The sequence below is a fragment of the Shewanella sp. ENK2 genome (assembly GCF_043568515.1).
GTDB lineage: Bacteria > Pseudomonadota > Gammaproteobacteria > Enterobacterales > Shewanellaceae > Shewanella > Shewanella japonica.
Window position 1 is genome coordinate 1624161 of sequence record NZ_CP171406.1, and the last position, 21365, is coordinate 1645525.

Annotated in this window: 16 protein-coding genes, 3 rRNA genes and 2 pseudogenes; 10 read left to right on the plus strand and 11 right to left on the minus strand. The window is 41.4% G+C overall.

Annotated features, from left to right (window positions below):
• The first annotated feature begins 78 nt into the window (after positions 1-78).
• Positions 79-506 (plus strand): annotated as a pseudogene (locus tag ACGEDC_RS07070) (DUF1439 domain-containing protein).
• 48 nt (positions 507-554) lie between these two features.
• On the opposite strand, the gene ACGEDC_RS07075 reads toward ACGEDC_RS07070, so the two are convergent.
• Entirely contained in the window at positions 555-1010 is a 456-nt protein-coding gene (locus tag ACGEDC_RS07075) for an LPP20 family lipoprotein (RefSeq protein ID WP_080917149.1), read from the minus strand.
• Between the two features lie 60 nt (positions 1011-1070).
• A complete protein-coding gene (locus tag ACGEDC_RS07080) occupies positions 1071-1838 on the minus strand; it encodes a hypothetical protein (protein ID WP_394497374.1) in 768 nt (255 codons plus the stop codon).
• 431 nt (positions 1839-2269) lie between these two features.
• On the opposite strand from ACGEDC_RS07080, the gene ACGEDC_RS07085 reads away from it, so the two are divergent.
• Genes ACGEDC_RS07085 through ACGEDC_RS07095 form a run of 3 tightly spaced genes read left to right on the plus strand, consistent with a single transcriptional unit; the run spans position 2270 to position 4179 of the window.
• The gene (locus ACGEDC_RS07085) at positions 2270-2995 is read left to right on the plus strand and encodes a flagellar basal body L-ring protein FlgH (protein WP_119969274.1); all 726 of its coding nucleotides are present in this window, start codon (positions 2270-2272) and stop codon (positions 2993-2995) included.
• 3 nt (positions 2996-2998) lie between these two features.
• Positions 2999-3691 (plus strand): flagella assembly protein FlgT middle domain-containing protein, encoded by a 693-nt coding sequence (locus ACGEDC_RS07090; RefSeq protein WP_394497376.1) that lies wholly within the window; start codon positions 2999-3001, stop codon positions 3689-3691.
• 8 nt (positions 3692-3699) lie between these two features.
• Positions 3700-4179 carry a hypothetical protein gene (locus tag ACGEDC_RS07095; protein WP_394497378.1) on the plus strand — a complete coding sequence of 160 codons (480 nt, stop codon included), beginning with the start codon at positions 3700-3702 and terminating at the stop codon, positions 4177-4179.
• A 61-nt stretch (positions 4180-4240) separates the two neighbouring features.
• On the opposite strand, the gene ACGEDC_RS07100 is transcribed toward ACGEDC_RS07095, so the two are convergent.
• The 8 genes from ACGEDC_RS07100 to ACGEDC_RS07135 form a co-directional block, all read right to left on the minus strand.
• The gene (locus ACGEDC_RS07100; protein WP_394497380.1) at positions 4241-5515 is read right to left on the minus strand and encodes a CinA family nicotinamide mononucleotide deamidase-related protein; all 1275 of its coding nucleotides are present in this window, start codon (positions 5513-5515) and stop codon (positions 4241-4243) included.
• 996 nt (positions 5516-6511) lie between these two features.
• A 5S ribosomal RNA gene (gene rrf / locus ACGEDC_RS07105) occupies positions 6512-6627 on the minus strand.
• Positions 6628-6795: 168 nt separating this feature from the next.
• A 23S ribosomal RNA gene (locus ACGEDC_RS07110) occupies positions 6796-9686 on the minus strand.
• A gap of 349 nt (positions 9687-10035) precedes the next feature.
• Positions 10036-11576, minus strand: a 16S ribosomal RNA gene (locus ACGEDC_RS07115).
• Together the 16S, 23S and 5S rRNA genes form the textbook arrangement of a ribosomal RNA operon.
• Before the next feature lie 561 nt (positions 11577-12137).
• A complete protein-coding gene (locus ACGEDC_RS07120) occupies positions 12138-12692 on the minus strand; it encodes a TlpA disulfide reductase family protein (RefSeq protein WP_055026526.1) in 555 nt (184 codons plus the stop codon).
• Complete coding sequence (nrfF, locus tag ACGEDC_RS07125) at positions 12689-13180, minus strand: heme lyase NrfEFG subunit NrfF (protein WP_055026525.1); 492 nt, start codon at positions 13178-13180, stop codon at positions 12689-12691. Before nrfF ends, ACGEDC_RS07120 begins: the two co-directional genes overlap by 4 nt.
• Positions 13181-13182: 2 nt before the next feature.
• Positions 13183-13734, minus strand: coding sequence for a DsbE family thiol:disulfide interchange protein (locus ACGEDC_RS07130; RefSeq protein WP_055026524.1), 552 nt, complete (start codon positions 13732-13734; stop codon positions 13183-13185).
• Between the two features lie 15 nt (positions 13735-13749).
• Complete coding sequence (locus ACGEDC_RS07135) at positions 13750-15726, minus strand: heme lyase CcmF/NrfE family subunit (RefSeq protein ID WP_080917152.1); 1977 nt, start codon at positions 15724-15726, stop codon at positions 13750-13752.
• Between the two features lie 429 nt (positions 15727-16155).
• Between ACGEDC_RS07135 and ccmI the strand changes: the two genes are divergently transcribed.
• Positions 16156-17415, plus strand: a complete 1260-nt coding sequence (gene ccmI / locus ACGEDC_RS07140; RefSeq protein ID WP_394498280.1) for a c-type cytochrome biogenesis protein CcmI — start codon at positions 16156-16158, stop codon at positions 17413-17415.
• A gap of 81 nt (positions 17416-17496) precedes the next feature.
• On the opposite strand, the gene ACGEDC_RS07145 is transcribed toward ccmI, so the two are convergent.
• Positions 17497-17790, minus strand: coding sequence for a c-type cytochrome (locus tag ACGEDC_RS07145; protein ID WP_055026522.1), 294 nt, complete (start codon positions 17788-17790; stop codon positions 17497-17499).
• A gap of 322 nt (positions 17791-18112) precedes the next feature.
• Between ACGEDC_RS07145 and ccmA the strand changes: the two genes are divergently transcribed.
• The 5 genes and pseudogenes from ccmA to ccmE all read left to right on the plus strand — a co-directional run bounded on the left by ccmA (position 18113) and on the right by ccmE (position 20900).
• Complete coding sequence (ccmA, locus tag ACGEDC_RS07150) at positions 18113-18763, plus strand: cytochrome c biogenesis heme-transporting ATPase CcmA (RefSeq protein WP_055026521.1); 651 nt, start codon at positions 18113-18115, stop codon at positions 18761-18763.
• Between the two features lie 9 nt (positions 18764-18772).
• Positions 18773-19459 (plus strand): heme exporter protein CcmB, encoded by a 687-nt coding sequence (gene ccmB, locus ACGEDC_RS07155; RefSeq protein WP_055026520.1) that lies wholly within the window; start codon positions 18773-18775, stop codon positions 19457-19459.
• Between the two features lies 1 nt (position 19460).
• A complete protein-coding gene (locus tag ACGEDC_RS07160; RefSeq protein WP_055026519.1) occupies positions 19461-20207 on the plus strand; it encodes a heme ABC transporter permease in 747 nt (248 codons plus the stop codon).
• Positions 20207-20403 (plus strand): annotated as a pseudogene (gene ccmD, locus ACGEDC_RS07165) (heme exporter protein CcmD). The gene ACGEDC_RS07160 and the pseudogene ccmD overlap by 1 nt, the downstream one beginning before the upstream one ends.
• Entirely contained in the window at positions 20403-20900 is a 498-nt protein-coding gene (gene ccmE, locus ACGEDC_RS07170; protein WP_055026518.1) for a cytochrome c maturation protein CcmE, read from the plus strand. Before ccmD ends, ccmE begins: the two are co-directional and overlap by 1 nt.
• Positions 20901-21365 lie beyond the last annotated feature (465 nt).

Genomic DNA, 21365 nt, shown 5'->3' on the forward strand with positions numbered 1-21365 from the left:
TTAATGCTGCTTCTGACTGGCTGTGCTAGTCAGTACAGCATCTCTGAATCTGAAGTTGAAGATTACCTCAATAATGAAATGCATTATGAGGTTTCACAAGGGAATCAAGTTTTTGGATTGCAGTTAAAGCTCAATGATATGGAAGTTGAGTTAGGTCGTAAGCCTAACACTATTTCCGTAACTGCAATTACCAAAATGGCGGTTAAAAACCCCTTTAAATCAATTGCTGCTGATATGGAAACCACATTTGAGGCTGAGCCTTGGTACGATGTAGAGACCAAAAGTATCTTTTTAAAGAAGCTTGACTTGGTCAGTGTGAAATCCGAACCCGCAGATATTGAGCAAATGCTAAAACCCATTACGCCACAATTGATGATGTTTCTAAGAACCTTTTAGAGTCCCAACCTGTTTATGTGCTGGACACCAAGGATAGTAATCAAGCATTGATGGCATCGATGACTAAAGCAATTGAAGTTGAAAGAGGCAAGATAGTCATAAAATTTTAGATAAAAAAGCGCCGCAAGGCGCTTTTTTATTAGCGTTACCGATTGCCATTAAAAGTTCTTAACGGGCTCTACAATCAAGGTGTTACTATGCACTGGGTTTTCAGACTGCATATACAAATCACGCACTAACTTAAAATCTAACTCTAATTCAGTAACGTAAAATCCATCCACAGGATAGGTCTTAATGACTTTCGCACCTTTTATTACTCCAGAGACTTTGATTTTAGTCGCAATACTATTAAGGCTTGCTCCTTGCACTGACGTGTTGGAATTCAACTGTAACCCATAGACTTGTTCAGCTAACTCTCGATAAGCCAAAATTTTTGAAGCTTCCATCGCCATTAAAATTTGTTCTGACTTTAACTCTGCTGGTTGTTGATCAATTGGGGCATAACCAACAGCGTTTAATACTGGAAATTCTGTGGGCTGATAAGGTTCATAATTACTTTGCAAGACCTCACAGCCTGCTAATAACCAGCACAACAAAACAATTAATAATTTCATTCAATACTCATTGGGTAAGATTTAAAATGGATTTGATTTTTTAACAGCCTATAAATAACGCTAAAGGGAATGACCAACCTCACTTTCAGTCAATTCGTCATTATTATTTGAAAGTAAATCGCCAACATCAGTAATATTCATTTCAGGATTACTTTCAGTAAAATATTCCATTGCTAATTTTATTGCTGTCGAACCTACGCCAACATAATCTGAATATAATAAACTACCTGCCAAGGTTGAAGCTGGGCTTATTTTATCGCCCGTTGTTTCTTGGTATATATAAGATAAAATTGGTGTGTGATGTAGAATATTAATAGAATCTATTACATCTTTACTATCAAAACCATCCTCACCAAATGAATAGTAATACACATCATCCACAAGGCTTTCATTTTCTGATGATTGAGCACCAACAATATTATCAGTGGAAGTATTAATTGCTACTCCATCTTCAATATTAACCGAATTTGCACTGATAGCTTGTGTTAGAGCGCTTTCGACAATACTTGTTTGCAGTGATGATAATAAACCCTGTTGCATTTCGCTTACCATGTCATCAGACATACTCAACGAAAGTATCGTCTCATTATCTAAACCTGTACTAGCAAGCATCTGTTGCTGAAGGGTGTCTAGTGAAAACGTTTCAGAAGCCTTTATTAGCGAAGTTGCTGCAGCAGAGGTATCACTAATTTGGTTCGCCTCATTTAAGATACGACTAAACTGATTCTGCTCACTATTACCATTGAGCTGAAAAATGCTCGTATCGACTTTATTGCCTAGGTTGTCGATAGCCTCATTAACAGTAAGAGCAGATTGACTTTCAGTCATATGTTATAATCCGAATGAATTGAGAGTAAATAATATATTTATCTGTTGAGTTTATTATAGTCCCATGGCTTATTGTAAAGTACAAATAAAAATATCCTTGCAAATATAATTAAGCATTTATTAAAACAAAGATAATGCCATTTAAAATTTACAGCATTTATTTTTCACCCTTTGATACGTAAATGGAATAAATATGTCGCCCTATAAAAATTGATACCACCAATTAAAACAACAACAAGTTCCAAACAAAGCAATAATAAAAACAAGCTAAAAACTTTACCAATACAATATATAACAATTATTAAAAACAAATAATACGTAATTAGGTAAAATTGCGTAAAGAGAGTGAAGAAACTGTGCAGGGCATAGATCTATATAGGATATTAAAGATACAATTTAAATAACCACTAAATAAATTTAGATATTTAAAAATGAAACTTCTCCTGCTTATTGTTTTATTTTTATTCACTATTTCAGGCTGCACGACAACTGAAGTAGCTGAAATAAAAATCCCTAACAAAGAAAACACGACTGTAAATGTTGTTGAACCTTCTGATGAAGTGATGAAAGGCGATCCAAATTACCGACCTGTTAGGAACAACAACATTCAACAAGCTCAGCAGATAACAGGTTCAATTTTTAATCCTGATAATGTCTACAATATTTATCAAAACAACAATCGTTACGAAATTGGCGACATGATTTTGATAAGGCTCAATGAAGAGCTAACGTCCAAAAAATCCATCAGCTACAAGCGTGATAGCTCTAATGAGTTTGATCTGTCACCCAATATCACTGCTGGTAATATCAATATCAATGAAGACAACCTCAGCGCGGATTATTCGCAAGATAAAAGCTTTGATAGTTCATCTGCAAGTAACCACAATAACTCACTCACTGGAACGATTACCGTTGCAGTAAGGGAAAAACTTGCCAATGGAAACTTAATCGTTGCCGGAGAAAAGTGGATAAAATTGAATAAAGGCGATGAATATGTGCGTTTTTCAGGTGAAATTAGGGTGACTGATATTGCGTCAGATCATTCAATTAACTCCAGTATGGTTGGAAACACTGTTATTGAAGTTAGCGGTAAAGGTGAGCAACAAGATAACCAAGATCCTTCTTTGATTAGCAAGCTACTTAACGTATTCGGATAGTCAATGAAACGGTTTTTATGGCTATGTTTACTGGCAGTATTCCCTTCTGTCAGTATGGCACAGTGGTACGTTGGACAAGCATCGTATCCCATAGGTAACGATGATTATAATGATGTGCGCAAATTGGTTGTTGAAAAAGCAATTGAGAATGCGTCATTACAAGCAAGTAGTTTCATCAGCATTGAAAATACCGTTAGGGATGGCATTTTAACGAGCAGTCAAAGCAACGTTCTGTCACAACACCACATTAGTGAAATTGTCATTCTTAATGAATCTATAGAAGGAGGTAAGCTCACCATCAATCTAAAAGTCAGTTTAGAGTCAAAATCTAACTGCATTGAAGATCGTTACCTCAAACAGCTCATTGTTGCTCAATTTCCATTACTCACACCTTCACAGGCCTCAGCTGGCGATATTTCAAATCTCCCCTTTCATATTGGTTCGAGGTTTAAAAATGAATTAACCCATCAACCAAACGTATTCGTCGAAGAAATGATCCCACAAATGGTATATAAGCCAATTACAACGATGGATACAATTAATTTAGAAACCATACAAGGTATCTCTGAAGCCTTAAATAGCCAATATCAAAGCCAATATTTAGTATTTGGTTATATTCGAGATATCAGTTTATACAACGAAAAAAATCCAACTTACTTGTCGATACTGTTTACCCCAAGCGTAACTTCACGATAAAAGTATTTATGTATGACAGGATCAGTAACAGTATATTACTTGAAGAAGAATATCACGGTGAAGGTGGTTGGAGCTTTGACTCATACAGTCGCGTAGATTTGGCGAACAGCTTATTTTGGCGCAGTGAATATGGGAAAACAATCGTCAATACCTTGTTCAAAGTCTCACAAGAGATTAATCAAACTCTAAAATGCGAGGCGACTAAAGCCATTGTCATTAATCGAGATGATGCCTATATCACCATCAATATTGGAAAATTACATGGTGTTGCTAAAGGAGATATCTTTCAGCATATTAAGCTCAAAAATATCACCTTGGCCAACTCTGTTTTATCGACATTGATGCCACCAGATGAACCTATTCATCTGGAAGTGGTACAAGTTAGTAACAAAATTAGCTTACTAAAAGTACCTAAACATTTAGACAAAAACGGTATGAATCAACATCAAATAGATTTATATGACGTAGTGACAACAGTAGAGTTTTAGTAATTTAAATGCTAACAAAGTAAGCCAGTCTCAGTAAAACTAGCTCACTTGACTATTTTAATTACTTAGCAAATCTGGTTATCGAAGGATAATCAACGATTACAGCTTCACCTAGCAATGCTCTACGTAGCATATCATAGGCTATAGCGGCACTAAGACTTCGTACTAACTGTCTTGATCGGTTAGGGATTTTAACCATTTGACTATACACAACATGTTTAGTCGCTAATGCAATCGCTACGGTACCAACAGGCTTATCTTCAGTACCACCATCTGGACCTGCAATACCACTTGTTGAAAGTGCAAAATCACTATCTAATATTTCACGTGCGCCCCTGGCCATAGCTTCAACAGTAGCAATAGAAACCGCGCCATGATCATCGAGGATCTGTGGATTCACCCCTAATACTTTTACCTTAGATTCGTTACTATAAGTCACTAAACCATGATGTAGATACGACGAGCTACCAGGAAAATCGATTAGCTGACTTGTTAACATTCCCCCAGTGCACGACTCTGCCAAGCTTAAGCTAAAACCAGATTGGAAAAGTCGATGATGTATCTCAGCAGCAAGTGTTGGACGATCTTCAGCTACAATCGCAATCCCTAAAATTGATTTAATTGCTTTCGTCACTTCAGCCAATTGATTAATTGCCTTGTCACCGCGAGCGAATATCTTAATTTCTATGTGTGGCATTGACGAACGGTAGCCTAGGGTAATCCCTGCCGGTAATGTTAATTCTGCTAAATTATCAGCTAAAGAAGACTCCCCATGACCAATGGTCAGTAACTTCTTCAATGCTGTATTTTCACTAATTCCGAACTCAGATTTAATGAAAGGAATAAACTGGTCTTTAATCATGTGCTTTAGTTCAAAGGGCACACCAGGCGTAAAAAACAACCAAGCTTTATTAAGCTTTACACGAAAACCGCATGCTGTACCTACTGGGTTATCAACCATAACAGCCGATTCAGGTAATAAAGCTTGTTTTAAATTACTCTTAGCCATCTGACGATTATTTTTACTAAACCAGCTAATCAATCGATCTCGCCACTCCTCGTTTTCAATCAACGACTCGCCCTTAGCTAGCGCCATCGCTTCAGCAGACATATCGTCACTTGTTGGGCCTAGCCCACCATTAACGATAATCACATCGGCATGGTGGCTTCTTTCAATAAAGGCATCTCTAAGATCTTCTAAACGATCGCCCACAGTAATCCGATGATGTGTTTCAATACCTAACTCCATTAGCGTGTTGGCTACCCACGCTGCATTGGTATCAATAATCTGGCCAGATAACACCTCTTCACCAGTACATATCATTTCTAATTTCATTTGTGTCCCTAGAAGCTTTTAGTAATGTGTTGTTAAACTATCCATATCAATTGCCTATCAAGATAACTGACTAGCGATAAACATCAATCACTAAATGGTATTAGTCTTATCAAAGCAATCATCAATGAGCTAAATAACAAACCTCAAACTCAAAAAACCAATAAGGTTAATCCCGATTGTGTAAACAACTCTAACTCATCAATAAAATGAAGGTCTATATATCGCTAATGCCTTCACCGATGAATTTTTCATGGAAAACCAAACCAATTCTAATCAATTTATAAGCCTAATAAGACCAACCGCTTTATACCTGTAGATAAGTTTCAAAAATCTTTTGTTATTAAATAATCATGTGGATTTCCTGTTGCACATGAACATATCGTCCACACTGTGCGCAGTTGATGTGTCTAAACATGTTCTAGCTTCGTCTCTGGACATATTTATCTTAAATTACAGACACAAAAAAACCCGTTACTTGAGTAACGGGCTATCTGCTCTCTTAAAGAGAAACTAGGCGCTTGGCGATGAGCTTCTTACACATGGGCATATCGTCCACACTGTCTTTCGCTGCACTCAATTCACTTAACATTCAGACACAAAATAACCGTTACGTGAGTAACGGGCTATCAGCTCTCTTAAAAGAGAAATTAGGCGCTTAGCAATGAGCTTTTTTCACATGGGCATATCAATCACACTATCAGCAGTTGATGTGTCTAAACTAAAGCTTCAGCTTCGTTTCTGAACATGTATATCTTAAATTACACACACAAGAAGCCCGTTACGTAAGTAACGGGCTATCAGCTCTCTTAAAAGAGAAATTAGGCGCTTGGCAATAACGCATTTTCATGTAGGCATATCGTCCACACTATCAGCTGTTGACGTGTCTAAAATTGAGCTTTAGCTTCGTTTCTGAGCATGTTTATCTTAAATTACAGACACAAAAAAGCCCATTACGTGAGTAACGGGCTATCTGCTCTCTTAAAAGAGAAATTAGGCGCTTGGCGATGACCTACTTTCACATGGGGAGACCCCACACTATCATCGGCGCGATTGCGTTTCACTACTGAGTTCGGGATGGGATCAGGTGGGACCACAATGCTATTGTCACCAAGCAAATTCGGGTGTTAATCGCTTATCGCAATTAACTAAATTCGGAAAGCTGTTTGTTTCTTTGAGTTTTCAACTTTATTAAGCGCTTTATATTCTTTACTAAGTCTTACCTTCAACAGTAAGTAATAAATCTAGTTACCATCAACTCAGATAAAACTCATCTGGGTTGTATGGTTAAGCCTCACGAGTCATTAGTACAGGTTAGCTCAACGCCTCACAACGCTTACACACCCTGCCTATCAACGTCCTAGTCTCGAACGGCTCTTTAGAGGAATTAAATTCCTAGGGATGACTCATCTTAGGACTCGCTTCCCGCTTAGATGCTTTCAGCGGTTATCGATTCCGAACGTAGCTACCGGGCAATGCTATTGGCATAACAACCCGAACACCAGCGGTTCGTCCACTCCGGTCCTCTCGTACTAGGAGCAGCTTCCTTCAATCATCCAACGCCCACGGCAGATAGGGACCGAACTGTCTCACGACGTTCTGAACCCAGCTCGCGTACCACTTTAAATGGCGAACAGCCATACCCTTGGGACCGACTTCAGCCCCAGGATGTGATGAGCCGACATCGAGGTGCCAAACACCGCCGTCGATATGAACTCTTGGGCGGTATCAGCCTGTTATCCCCGGAGTACCTTTTATCCGTTGAGCGATGGCCCTTCCATACAGAACCACCGGATCACTATGACCTACTTTCGTACCTGCTCGACGTGTATGTCTCGCAGTTAAGCTGGCTTATGCCATTGCACTAACCGTACGATGTCCGACCGTACTTAGCCAACCTTCGTGCTCCTCCGTTACTCTTTGGGAGGAGACCGCCCCAGTCAAACTACCCACCAGGCACTGTCCCGAACCCCGATTAGGGGCCGCGGTTAGAACATCAAAACTACAAGGGTGGTATTTCAAGATTGACTCCACTCCATCTAGCGATTGAGCTTCAAAGTCTCCCACCTATCCTACACATGTAGGTTCAATGTTCAGTGCCAAGCTATAGTAAAGGTTCACGGGGTCTTTCCGTCTAGCCGCGGGTATACGGCATCTTCACCGCAATTTCAACTTCACTGAGTCTCGGCTGGAGACAGCGTGGCCATCATTACGCCATTCGTGCAGGTCGGAACTTACCCGACAAGGAATTTCGCTACCTTAGGACCGTTATAGTTACGGCCGCCGTTTACTTGGGCTTCGATCATGAGCTTCTCCGAAGATAACCCAATCAATTAACCTTCAAGCACCGGGCAGGCGTCATACCGTATACGTCATCTTGCGATTTTGCACAGTACTGTGTTTTTGATAAACAGTTGCAGCCACCTGGTATCTGCGACTCCCAACAGCTTAGAGAGCAAGTCTCATCACCGTCAGGAGCGTACCTTCTCCCGAAGTTACGGTACCATTTTGCCTAGTTCCTTCAGCCGAGTTCTCTCAAGCGCCTTGGTATTCTCTACCCGACCACCTGTGTCGGTTTGGGGTACGATTCCTACTAACCTGAAGCTTAGAAGATTTTCCTGGAAGCATGGCATCAACTACTTCACCGCCTTAGCGGCTCGTCATCAGCTCTCAGCCTAATGTTCACCCGGATTTGCCTAAGTGAACAGCCTACAACCTTAAACGCGGACAACCAACGCCGCGCTAGCCTAGCCTTCTCCGTCTCTCCATCGCAGTTAGCAAAAGTACAGGAATATTGACCTGTTTCCCATCGACTACGCCTTTCAGCCTCGCCTTAGGGGTCGACTCACCCTGCCCCGATTAACGTTGGACAGGAACCCTTGGTCTTTCGGCGTGGGGGTTTTTCACCCCCATTATCGTTACTCATGTCAGCATTCGCACTTCTGATACGTCCAGTGTGGGTTACCCCTTCACCTTCAACCGCTTACAGAACGCTCCTCTACCGCTTGCTCCTAAGAGCAAACCCATAGCTTCGGTGTATTGCTTAGCCCCGTTAAATCTTCCGCGCAGGCCGACTCGACTAGTGAGCTATTACGCTTTCTTTAAATGATGGCTGCTTCTAAGCCAACATCCTAGCTGTCTAAGCCTTCCCACATCGTTTCCCACTTAGCAATAACTTTGGGACCTTAGCTGATGGTCTGGGTTGTTTCCCTTTTGACGACGGACGTTAGCACCCGCCGTCTGTCTCCCGAGTAGTACTCACTGGTATTCGGAGTTTGCAAAGGGTTGGTAAGTCGGGATGACCCCTAGCCTTAACAGTGCTCTACCCCCAGTGGTATTCGCTCGAGGCGCTACCTAAATAGCTTTCGAGGAGAACCAGATATCTCCGAGTTTGATTGGCCTTTCACCCCCAGCCACAAGTCATCCGCTAATTTTTCAACATTAGTCGGTTCGGTCCTCCAGTTGATGTTACTCAACCTTCAACCTGCCCATGGCTAGATCACTCGGTTTCGGGTCTACGCCTTGCAACTAAACGCGCAGTTAACACTCGGTTTCCCTACGGCTCCGCTATTCGCTTAACCTCGCTACAAAACGTAAGTCGCTGACCCATTATACAAAAGGTACGCAGTCACGGTCTCAAGAACCGCTCCCACTGCTTGTACGTATACGGTTTCAGGTTCTATTTCACTCCCCTCACAGGGGTTCTTTTCGCCTTTCCCTCACGGTACTGGTTCACTATCGGTCAGTCAGGAGTATTTAGCCTTGGAGGATGGTCCCCCCATATTCAAACAGGATGTCACGTGTCCCGCCTTACTCGATTTCATCTATGGTTAGTTTTCGTGTACGGGGCTATCACCCTGTGCCGCTGTGCTTTCCAACACATTCCACTAACACCCCATAGACTTAAGGGCTAATCCCCGTTCGCTCGCCGCTACTAGGGGAATCTCGGTTGATTTCTTTTCCTTCGGGTACTTAGATGTTTCAGTTCCCCGAGTTCGCCTCATACAGCTATGTATTCACTGTATGATGACCACTTATGTGGCCGGGTTTCCCCATTCGGACATCGTTAGCTCAAATGCTTGTTACTAGCTCGCCAACGCTTTTCGCAAGTTACTACGTCCTTCATCGCCTCTGACTGCCAAGGCATCCACCGTATACGCTTAGTCACTTAACCATACAACCCAAATAAGTTTCAAAGAAACTCAAGTTGTACCGTAACTAGCTGGTTTATTACATAATTTGCATGTGAATTAACACTACACAAATTCGCCTTAGTTTTTAGAATATTCAAGACACTTAATAAAGTGTTTTGAGAACTCAATGTATTACTGAAAAGGGATTAACTTCCCAATAATACGATTTGTATTAATTAACATGACAGACTCATGCAATTAAATACTATCAGCTTTCCAAATTGTTAAAGAACAATGCTAACCGGCTGGCGGCGCATTTCGCTCAACTCCATAAAGGAGTAACAAGCAATCTGTGTGAACACTCAACAAACATCAAGTTAGTCGTATAGGTAAGGAGGTGATCCAGCCCCAGGTTCCCCTAGGGCTACCTTGTTACGACTTCACCCCAGTCATGAACCACACCGTGGTAAACGTCCTCCCGAAGGTTAGACTATCTACTTCTGGTGCAGCCCACTCCCATGGTGTGACGGGCGGTGTGTACAAGGCCCGGGAACGTATTCACCGTAGCATTCTGATCTACGATTACTAGCGATTCCGACTTCATGGAGTCGAGTTGCAGACTCCAATCCGGACTACGACGAGCTTTATGAGATTAGCTAGACCTTGCGGCTTTGCAACCCTCTGTACTCGCCATTGTAGCACGTGTGTAGCCCTACTCGTAAGGGCCATGATGACTTGACGTCGTCCCCACCTTCCTCCGGTTTATCACCGGCAGTCTCCCTAGAGTTCCCGCCATTACGCGCTGGCAAATAAGGATAGGGGTTGCGCTCGTTGCGGGACTTAACCCAACATTTCACAACACGAGCTGACGACAGCCATGCAGCACCTGTCTCAGAGTTCCCGAAGGCACCAATCCATCTCTGGAAAGTTCTCTGGATGTCAAGAGTAGGTAAGGTTCTTCGCGTTGCATCGAATTAAACCACATGCTCCACCGCTTGTGCGGGCCCCCGTCAATTCATTTGAGTTTTAACCTTGCGGCCGTACTCCCCAGGCGGTCTACTTAATGCGTTAGCTTGGGAGCCCAGTGCTCAAGGCACCAAACTCCGAGTAGACATCGTTTACGGCGTGGACTACCAGGGTATCTAATCCTGTTTGCTCCCCACGCTTTCGTACATGAGCGTCAGTCTTTGTCCAGGGGGCCGCCTTCGCCACCGGTATTCCTTCAGATCTCTACGCATTTCACCGCTACACCTGAAATTCTACCCCCTCTACAAGACTCTAGTTCACCAGTTCCAAATGCAATTCCCAGGTTGAGCCCGGGGATTTCACATCTGGCTTAATGAACCGCCTGCGTACGCTTTACGCCCAGTAATTCCGATTAACGCTTGGACCCCTCGTATTACCGCGGCTGCTGGCACGAAGTTAGCCGGTCCTTCTTCTGTAGGTAACGTCACAGTAACAACGTATTAAGCTGCTACCTTTCCTCCCTACTGAAAGTGCTTTACAACCCGAAGGCCTTCTTCACACACGCGGCATGGCTGCATCAGGGTTTCCCCATTGTGCAATATTCCCCACTGCTGCCTCCCGTAGGAGTCTGGGCCGTGTCTCAGTCCCAGTGTGGCTGATCATCCTCTCAGAACAGCTAGGGATCGTCGCCTTGGTAAGCCATTACCTTACCAACTAGCTAATCCCACCTAGGTTCATCCAATCGCGAAAGGCCCGAAGGTCCCCTCCTTTCCCCCGTAGGGCGTATGCGGTATTAGCAGTCGTTTCCAACTGTTATCCCCCTCGACTGGGCAGATCCCTAGGCATTACTCACCCGTCCGCCGCTCGTCAGCAAAGTAGCAAGCTACTTTCTGTTACCGCTCGACTTGCATGTGTTAGGCCTGCCGCCAGCGTTCAATCTGAGCCATGATCAAACTCTTCAATTAAAGTTTTTTGAGACTAAGTCTCGGCTCAATGAATTCTGATTACATTATGTAGACTCGGAAGAATCTACATCCTGTTTGTTACATATTGCTATGAACACTCATCACTTACGTGATTCAGAAAATATTGATAATAATTTTGATTGCTGCATTCTTTACGAGAAAGAGTGAGCAATTTCGATTAACTCAACACCTGTGAGTGTCCACACAGATTTACTTGTTTGATTGTTAAAGAGCGTTGACCGTGTTGGTCAGGGATGCGTATTCTACACTTCCCGTTGTCAGCGTCAAGTGTTTTTTCAAACTTCTTTTCGCCGTTGATTTAAGGTGGTTAAAACCGCTTCAAATCAAGCTGACTCAGTGTTGGCTAGTGCCTGTTGCAGTGTCAGTGGATGCGCATTATAGGGAGATTATGAAACCGTGCAAGGGCTTTTTGTAATTAAAACGCAAAAAAGATCGCTTGATGAGTTTTTCATCAAAAGCGATCTTTTTTAATCAATCCTGCGTAATTTTGCTTAATTTAAACGCAATACTTAGCTTTGTAGTTTGTCTTCTATATATGTATTACTGGAACTGCTCTAAAAAAGCGATAGCGTTTTTATCATCCCAATCAACATAAGTTCTAACGTAAGCGACAAGCTCTCCTTCTTTATTCAAGATAAAGGTCGCTGGTATTGTGTCTAGTGGAAACACTTCACGTAGGTTTTGTCTTGGATCGTAATAAGAGTTAAACGACGCTAGACCAATTGACTCTAAGAATGGACTAACTTGTTTTGTACCTTCAGCATCGATCGAGATTGGCATAAGGACAAATTCATCTTTACTTAGACTTTGCTCTAATCGGTCTAGAGCTGGTAGCTCTCTTACACAAGGTGGGCACCACGTCGCCCACATGTTGACGATAACGACTTTACCTTTATGTGCTTCAAAATCGACTTCTTTACCTTCTGCATCACTAAAACCTATGTGTGCAATTGGAAAAGGATTCTCAAGTACATTGATTTTATCTAAAGTTGAATTACTAACATGCTGTTGTTGCTTTTCCATTCCAGGATAAGCATTAACAATACCCGTTACGACTAATGCACTTAACACGAGTGCTTTAATCACGGCTTTCATGATTTTTCACCTTCACTTGGTTTGCTTTTTAGCAGCGCCTCGAGTTCTTCTCTTTCTGCTTCAGACATTTCCGGAGCAGCTGTTGATTTACCACGCTGTTTACGAACCACAACCAATGCAACATAAAGTGCGATCAGCATTAATACAAATGGCCCAAGCCATAAAATATAGGTCTTTGGATCTAATCTTGGCTTATATAGTACAAAGTCACCATAACGGCTTGTCATGAAATCAACGATTTCAGCATCACTTTTACCTTCATCTACCATTGTGTAGACTTCAAGTCTTAAGTCCTGAGCAACAGGAGAGTTAGAATCAATTAAGTTTTGATTCTGACACTGTGGACAACGCAATTCATGCGCTAAGCTTAATGCTCGCTTTTGATTATCCGTAGATTTAAATTCATAAGTATCTACTGGAGTTGCCATAACATTGAAAGCCAAAACTAAACTTGCCACAAACCCAGCAAGTATTTTTAATGTTTTCATTCCTATACTCCGTCTTGCTTAGCTTCAGCTTGTAATTGTTGAATCATTGGGTAAAGCGTTTCACTCCAAACATTGCGATCAATCGGACCTGCATAGCGAAAACGGATAATACCGTTATGATCAACAATAAAACTTTCTGGTGCGCCATATACGCCAAGGTCTAAACCTAAACGGCCATCTTTATCAAAAATGTTAATCGCATAAGGATCACCTTCACGGCTTAATTCTCTGATAGCTGGTCCACGCTCGTCACGATAGTTAATACCATAAATCGGTAAAATATCCTGACGGGCTAGCATCATTAAATATGGGTGTTCATATTTACAAGCTGGGCACCACGTTGCCCATACATTGATTAATGACACTTCACCTTTTAAATCCGCTTCCGTTAGTATTTCACCTGGCGTCTCGAGACGTTCAAGTTGGAAAGCCGGTACCGGCTTTCCTTCTAGTGCTGAATCCAGCTTTTGCGGATTTAAGAATAACCCTTGATATAGAAAAACTCCCATCCCCAAAAACAATACCAATGGTATAAACAGCACCAACTTTTTCATATTTTCTCCGATATATTAAGCAGTCGCTAATTTTGCTTGTTCTGCATCATCTTTAGCAGTTTTGGTTTCTTTTACACGGTAGCGTTTATCTGACGCTGCGAGGAAACCACCTACCATCATAAAGATTGAACCAAACCAAATCCAACGCACAAATGGTTTATAGTTAAGACGTACAGCAAATTGAGTCATACTTAATGGGTCGCCCATCGTGACATATAAATCACGGAATAAGCCCCAATCAATACCTGCTTCAGTCATATCCATTGTACGTACATTATATTGACGACGATCTGGTCGCAATAATGTGACAAACTTGTCATCTTGATAAACTTCTATCTGACCTTGTTGCGCAGTGTAGTTTGGACCAACCACATTTTTAGTTTCAATGTAGTTAAAGGTGTAACCGGCTAACTCTTCACTGATACCAGGGCCCATACGAACACTTTTCTCAATTGAGTAGTTAGATACCATAGTGGCACCCACAATTGAAACAGCAATACCTAAATGAGCAATGATCATACCCATTTCGCTACGGCCCATCTTGTTAATGGTAAATTTGCCGTTTTTATCAGTCAGTAGGTTATAAGCTGCTCTGAAGGTTGCCAATGCTACCCATGTCGCAGCACCAATACCAAATACAACCCAAAGGTTTAATTCGTTACCTGCGATAAACGGTGTTGCTAGGCCTACCACTGCAGCAACGATTGCTGGGATAAGTAGCTGACGCTTAATTTCACCCGCTTTAGATTTCTTCCAGCGGATGATTGGACCAATACCCATAAAGCCAAATAGCACTAGTACGATAGGCACGAATACTGAGTTGAAGTATGGAGGTCCTACAGAAATCTTACCCATACCTAATGCATCAATTAGCAATGGGTATAGTGTTCCAAGTAACACGGTACCAGCAGCAACTGTCAGTAGCACGTTACACACTAATAAGAAGGTTTCTTTAGACTTTAATTCAAATCGAGCTGGGCTACTCATTTCACTTGCTCGCAATGCGAATAAGGTTAAGGAGCCGCCAATCGCCAATCCGAGTAATAGTAAGATAAACATACCACGGCTAGGATCTGCTGCGAATGAATGTACTGAGGTCAATACACCAGAACGAACGATAAAGGTACCAAGTAAGCTTAACGAGAAAGCAAAGATAGAAAGTAATACCGTCCAGTTACGGAAGGCGCCACGTTTTTCAGTCACGATAAGTGAATGAACAAGTGCCGTACCAATCAACCAAGGCATAAATGATGCATTTTCAACTGGATCCCAGAACCACCATCCGCCCCAGCCTAGTTCGTAGTATGCCCACCAAGAACCAAGAGAGATACCGCCTGTTAAGAATACCCAAGCTGCTAATGTCCAAGGACGTGACCAACGAGCCCATGCAGAATCTAAACGTCCACTCATTAAGGCAGCAATAGCAAAAGCAAAGCTAACAGCAAAACCAACATAACCCAGATAAAGCATTGGAGGATGGAAAATAAGACCCACATCTTGCAACATTGGGTTTAAGTCGCGACCTTCCATTGGAATTGGGAAAATACGTTCGAATGGACTAGATGTTAGAATCATAAATAATGTGAAACCAACAATCACCATTGCAAGTACTGAAAGCACCCGAGCAATGAATACTTCTTCCATGCCTTTACTAAAGGTAGCAACTGCAGCAGCCCAAACCGTTAGTGAAAATACCCAGAAAAGTAATGAACCTTCATGGCCACCCCAAACTGCCGCTATTTTAAAGAAAATAGGAAGTTGTGAGTTGGAGTGATGTGCAACGTATGCCACAGAGAAATCATCAACAGCAAAACTATAGCCTAAGCTGATGACCGAAAGAGTGATAAAAAAGAACATACCGTAACAAATAGGCCAAGCATATCTTACGAGATACTGGTCCTTACGGGCTGCACCAAATAACGGCACGGTCATTAAAAGAATGGCGAAAGCCAAACCGATAATGAGCGAGAAGTGTCCAAGTTCTGGGATCATGGGTATTCCTCAATTTTAAAAAAGTTGCCTTAACCATATAAAAGGTTAAACCAACGCATATCTAACATAATGCTTTAAAACAGTGATATTAACATTAGCTAATACGAATTTTGTGTATATTTTAGTAGTTGCTGTTGTTTATGTCTGCCACTTTCATGCAAAACTGGGTGACTTGTCTCATTCTCAAAAAAATGGAGAGAAAAAACACCTAGTTATCAACTGTTCAGCATATGACAGAAAAAGTTCACTTTAGTTTCCTAAGTTTTTTTATTGCTTAATAATCTGTGAAGCAGTGCCCAACTATGACGATTCTGGCTCGGTTATTTCGTATATTACTGTTCAATGAATCATCTTTACGTATAATCTAGCTCAAGTAAGGCGGCAAATCCGCCCTGTTTTTTCAGCAACCTAAAAGTGAATATTGAAACAATGACCACATTTTGGATATTTATTACTCTTGTCGTAGTAATCAGTTTAATGCTGATTTGGGTACCACATTTTCGTCAGCAAAAAATGTTATCTGCTGAAGAATCAGGCGTGCGTAAGCAAACAAACTTAGAGCTATTTAATGAACGTGCAAGCGTTCTGGAAAAAGAACTCGAAGAAGGCTTACTTGATCAAGCAGAGTTCGATGCACTAAAAAAAGAACTCGAAATTGGCCTTCTACAAGATATGAAGCAAGAAGGCGATGATTCGCTTGATACGAAAATAAAAGCGAAAGGGATCTTATGGCCATCAGTGATGACTATTTGTCTTTTAGCTATTTCTGGATATTTCTATCAACAGCTTGGTGCATATAAAGAGATAGCTAATCCACCACAAGCTGAAGCAAGCCCGCACCAAGGTATGACGAACGAGCAAATCATGGCTCAACGCGTACAAATGATGGAGCAACAAGTTCAAGCAGATCCTGAAAATAGCCAAGCTTGGTTCAGTTTAGGTCATGCATATATTTCAGCTAATCAGTTTGATCATGCTATTGCATCATTTGATAAAGTAATGGAATTAGTTGGTACAGCTGCAGAGTTGCTTGGTCCTAAAGCGACAGCAATGTACTACAAAAATGGCCAACAAATGAATCCTCAGATCCAAGCGCTAGTAGATGAATCATTGGCGTTAGATCCACAGGATCCATCAACATTACTGCTTGTCGGTATGGATTCATTCTTTACAGCTGACTACCAAGCGGCGATTACGGCTTGGCAAACTATCTTAGATAGTGGACGTAGCGATATTGACCGCACAGCAGTAATGAATGCAATTGAATCAGCTAAAATGAGAATTTCTGCTGAAACAGGCGTTATGCCAAATGACAGTAACCATAACCCAATGTCACAAGGGACTTCAGCTAAGACTGTCGATGTTGAGATTGTTATTTCACCAGAGCTAGCTGATAAAGTCAGTTCAACTGACATGGTGTTTATCTTTGCTCGTTCAACTCAAGGCCCTAAAGTACCACTTGCAGCAACCAAAATTAGCGCAAACAGCCTACCTACTAAGGTCACATTAGATGATACAACGTCTATGGGTGGTGATGTTAAGTTAAGCAATGCAGAAAATGTCGAAATCATTGCAGTCTTGTCTAAACACGGTAGCGTTAAAGCTCAAACTGGTGACTTAAAAGGTGTTGTAGCTTCTGTAGAAGTCGGTAAAGAAGCGACTCTAACTTTAGATACTGTTGTACAGTAAATTAGTAATCTACTGAATGCGTACTAATTTGTACGCATAAAAAAACCGGCTATAGGCCGGTTTTTTTGAGTCTGCTAAATATTACTTAGACATAAACTCAATTGCTTTTTGGTAATCTTCATCTGTACAGTCAGTACACATGCCACCTGGTGGCATAGCGCCTTTACCTGTTTTAACAGTACCTACTAATGCATCCATACCAGTAGCTAAACGAGGCTCCCAAGCAGCGGCATCGTGTGCTTTTGGTGCACCAGCAACTCCCATGCTGTGACATACTTGACACGCTTTGTTATAAACAGCTTCGCCATCTTGAGCGAAAACGTTCGAAGACAAAGTCAATGCAGCAACTGCAGTCATTGCTAATAATTTTTTCATGTTCATCGTTCCTAAATGCAAATAAATTCAAAGCTCAATGCCACCTTTCAAGCAGGCAGACTTATTAAATCGTCATCAGATTACTACAAACTTCAATAAAACTCACCTTTTTGTGATAAGAATCTCACCTTCTCGTTCAAAATAAGACAATAAACCGATATACAGTAATATATTAGAGAATCATGAAAAAGTTCACATAAGATGTATTTTATTGGAACCACTTCAAATACCTAGCACATAGATGACTTGAATGCTAAACCCTTAATTGTGTTTATGTTAATATTCATTGTGTATTCATCCTCAACTCATTAACGAGGGCTAAGTGACAGACAGCAATCAACAGAAATCGTTAGTCAGGGCAAACGAATTAACTTGTATTCGTGAAGACCGCATTCTCTTTGATCAATTAAGTTTTGAAATTAATGCTGGTGACATTGTCCAAATCGAAGGTCCAAATGGTGCAGGTAAAACCAGTTTACTTCGTATAATTGCCGGATTGTCCCGACCTTACGCTGGCGAAATACAATACATTGATACCGACATTAACCAATGCCGTGACGAATTTAATGAAGACTTACTTTATCTTGGTCATTTAGCAGGTGTTAAAAGTGAGTTAACAGCAGATGAAAACCTTAACTTCAATTTAAGGTTAAGCGGGTATGATGACTTTGATAGTTATGATTTACTCGCAAAAGTTAATCTAGGCGGCTTCGAAGAGGCACTTGCTGGACATTTATCAGCAGGCCAACACAGAAGAACTGCACTAGCACGCCTTTGGCACACTAATTGTCGCATTTGGATTTTAGATGAACCATTTACAGCAATTGATAAAAAAGGTGTGGAAGAGTTGGAACAATTGTTTATCGAACATACTCAAAGAGGTGGCTGCGTAATCATGACCACTCACCAAGACATGAGTCTGATAACCGATGATGTCCTTCGCAAGATCAAATTAGACTATCGTTTCGTATAAGGTACAACAATGAAAAGAGGCATCAGTTACACTCAAGCATTCCTGACATTGTTGCAACGGGATTTAAAAATTGCGGTCAGGCATCGTGGCGATATTTTCAATCCGCTATTATTTTTCGTTTTAGTTGTCACCTTATTCCCATTAGGGATAGGCCCAGAACCTCAGGTTCTTTCTAGAGTTGCACCTGGCATTATCTGGGTTGCAGCGCTACTGGCTTCGATGTTATCACTAGAACGATTATTTAAAGCAGATTTTAATGACGGTAGTTTAGAGCAAATGCTGTTAAGTCCACAGCCTTTGCCTATATTAGTATTATCAAAAGTATTGGCTCACTGGATTTTAACTGGTGTACCATTGATTTTGGTAGCACCACTATTAGCAGTATTGTTGCATTTAGAAAGCAATAGCTATACTGCACTGATACTCACCTTAACAGTGGGAACCCCAGTGCTTTCGCTTCTAGGAGCTATCGGTGTTGCATTAACCGTAGGTTTGAGAAAAGGCGGTGTATTACTTAGCTTGCTAATTTTACCGCTTTATATACCCGTTTTAATCTTTGCAACTAGTGCTATAGATGCAGCAGGATTAAATTTACCTTATACCGGACAACTTGCCATTATTGGTGCAATGTTGGTCGGATCATTAATTATGGCACCATTTGCTATTGGTGCATCATTACGAGTGAGTACAAACTGATATGTGGAAATGGCTTCATTCTTACGCTGATCCAGAGCGTGCATATAAATTAGCAGGAACACTATTACCTTGGTTTGCTTTTTCAGCCATATTGCTGATCAGTGTTGGTACTATTTGGGGCATGTTGTTTGCGCCAATGGATTACCAACAAGGTGAAAGTTTCCGAATTATCTATATCCATGTACCAGCGGCTTCAATGTCAATGGCTGCATACATGGCTATGGCATCAGCTTCATTCGTTGGCATTGTATGGCAAATTAAGACTGCTGACTGGGTTGCTGCTTCAATTGCACCAATTGGTGCAGTCATTACCTTCATCGCATTATTAACGGGTGCATCATGGGGTAAACCTATGTGGGGCACTTGGTGGGTATGGGATGCGCGCTTAACTTCAGAATTAGTTCTACTATTCTTATATCTAGGTGTCATTTCACTATATGCATCTTTTGAAGATAAAGTACTAGCAGCTCGTGCAGCTGGTATTCTAGCAATTGTCGGCGTCATTAATATTCCAATTATTAAGTACTCGGTTGATTGGTGGAGTAGCTTGCATCAGCCTGCAACGATTAAAATTACCGAAAAATCTGCAATGCCGATGGAAATGCTTGCACCACTGCTAATCAATATCTTTGGTTTCGGTCTAATGATTGGTGCAATAACATTAGTGCGCTACAAAGCTGAAATTTTAGCTAGAAATGGTATGCGCCCTTGGGTAAGAGAATTAGCTAAAGCGGAGGCATCGAAATGATACAATTCGAATCTTTTTCAGAATTTTTAAACATGGGCGGCTATGCTTTTTATGTATGGCTGTCATACGGTGTTACGTTCGGCAGTTTAGGAATCTTATTATTCTTAAGCCTTCGCCAAAAAAGAAAGTCTTACTGGAAATCGCTAAAAAGATGGAAAGAGAAGACCGCCTAAAAGAAACTAGGAGTAGTAGATAGTGAACTCAAGACGTAAAAAAAGACTCACACTTGCCGTTGCATTGATTGCTGGTGTTGCTGGTATTGCTTCATTGCTATTATATGCACTTAACTCAAACTTGAACTTATTCTTTACTCCATATGAAATCGTCAATGGTAAGAAGGATACAGGTGAGAAACCGGAAATCGGCCAACGCATTCGAGTTGGTGGCATGGTAACAGAAGGAACCATGGTTCGTGACCCAAATAGCTTACATGTAGAGTTTGAAATTCATGATGCCTTTGGTGGTGCAATTACTGTCACTTTTGATGACCTATTGCCTGACTTATTCCGTGAAGGGCAAGGTATCGTTGCACAAGGTGTGTTGATTAGCGAAGACACTATTGAAGCTACAGAAGTGCTCGCTAAGCATGATGAAAACTATATGCCGCCTGAAGTCGCTGAAGCAATGGGTAAGACCCATGAAAAGCTAGACTATTCAGAACAGAAGCAGACCGAAGGTTATAAATACCAATAATCTCGTTTGAATAATAAAATGCCAATCACATGATTGGCATTTTTTTGGCTTAAATTTGGTACTCGTTCAGTTTACTTGCACATATAGGTTCATGACTCAGAGAACTGATTATTAGAACTATCAAAGCTATGAACTAAGTTAGAGAGCTAGTGAGCCCGTTAGCCAGTTAGCCAGTTAGCCAGTTAGCCAGTTAGCCAGTTAGCCAGTTAGCCAGTTAGCCAGTTAGCCAGTTAGCCAGTTAGCCAGTTAGCCAGTTAGCCAGTTAGCCAGTTAGCCAGTTAGCCAGTTAGCCAGTTAGCCAGTTAGCCAGTTAGCCAGTTAGCCAGTTAGCCAGTTAGCCAGTTAGCCAGTTAGCCAGTGCTAGCAAAGCAGCTTGAATAAGGTATGCAAGAATTAATGTGTGGAATTGATTAAATATGAAATGAAAGTATTAATTTTAGATATAAAAAAACCGAGCCTAAGCTC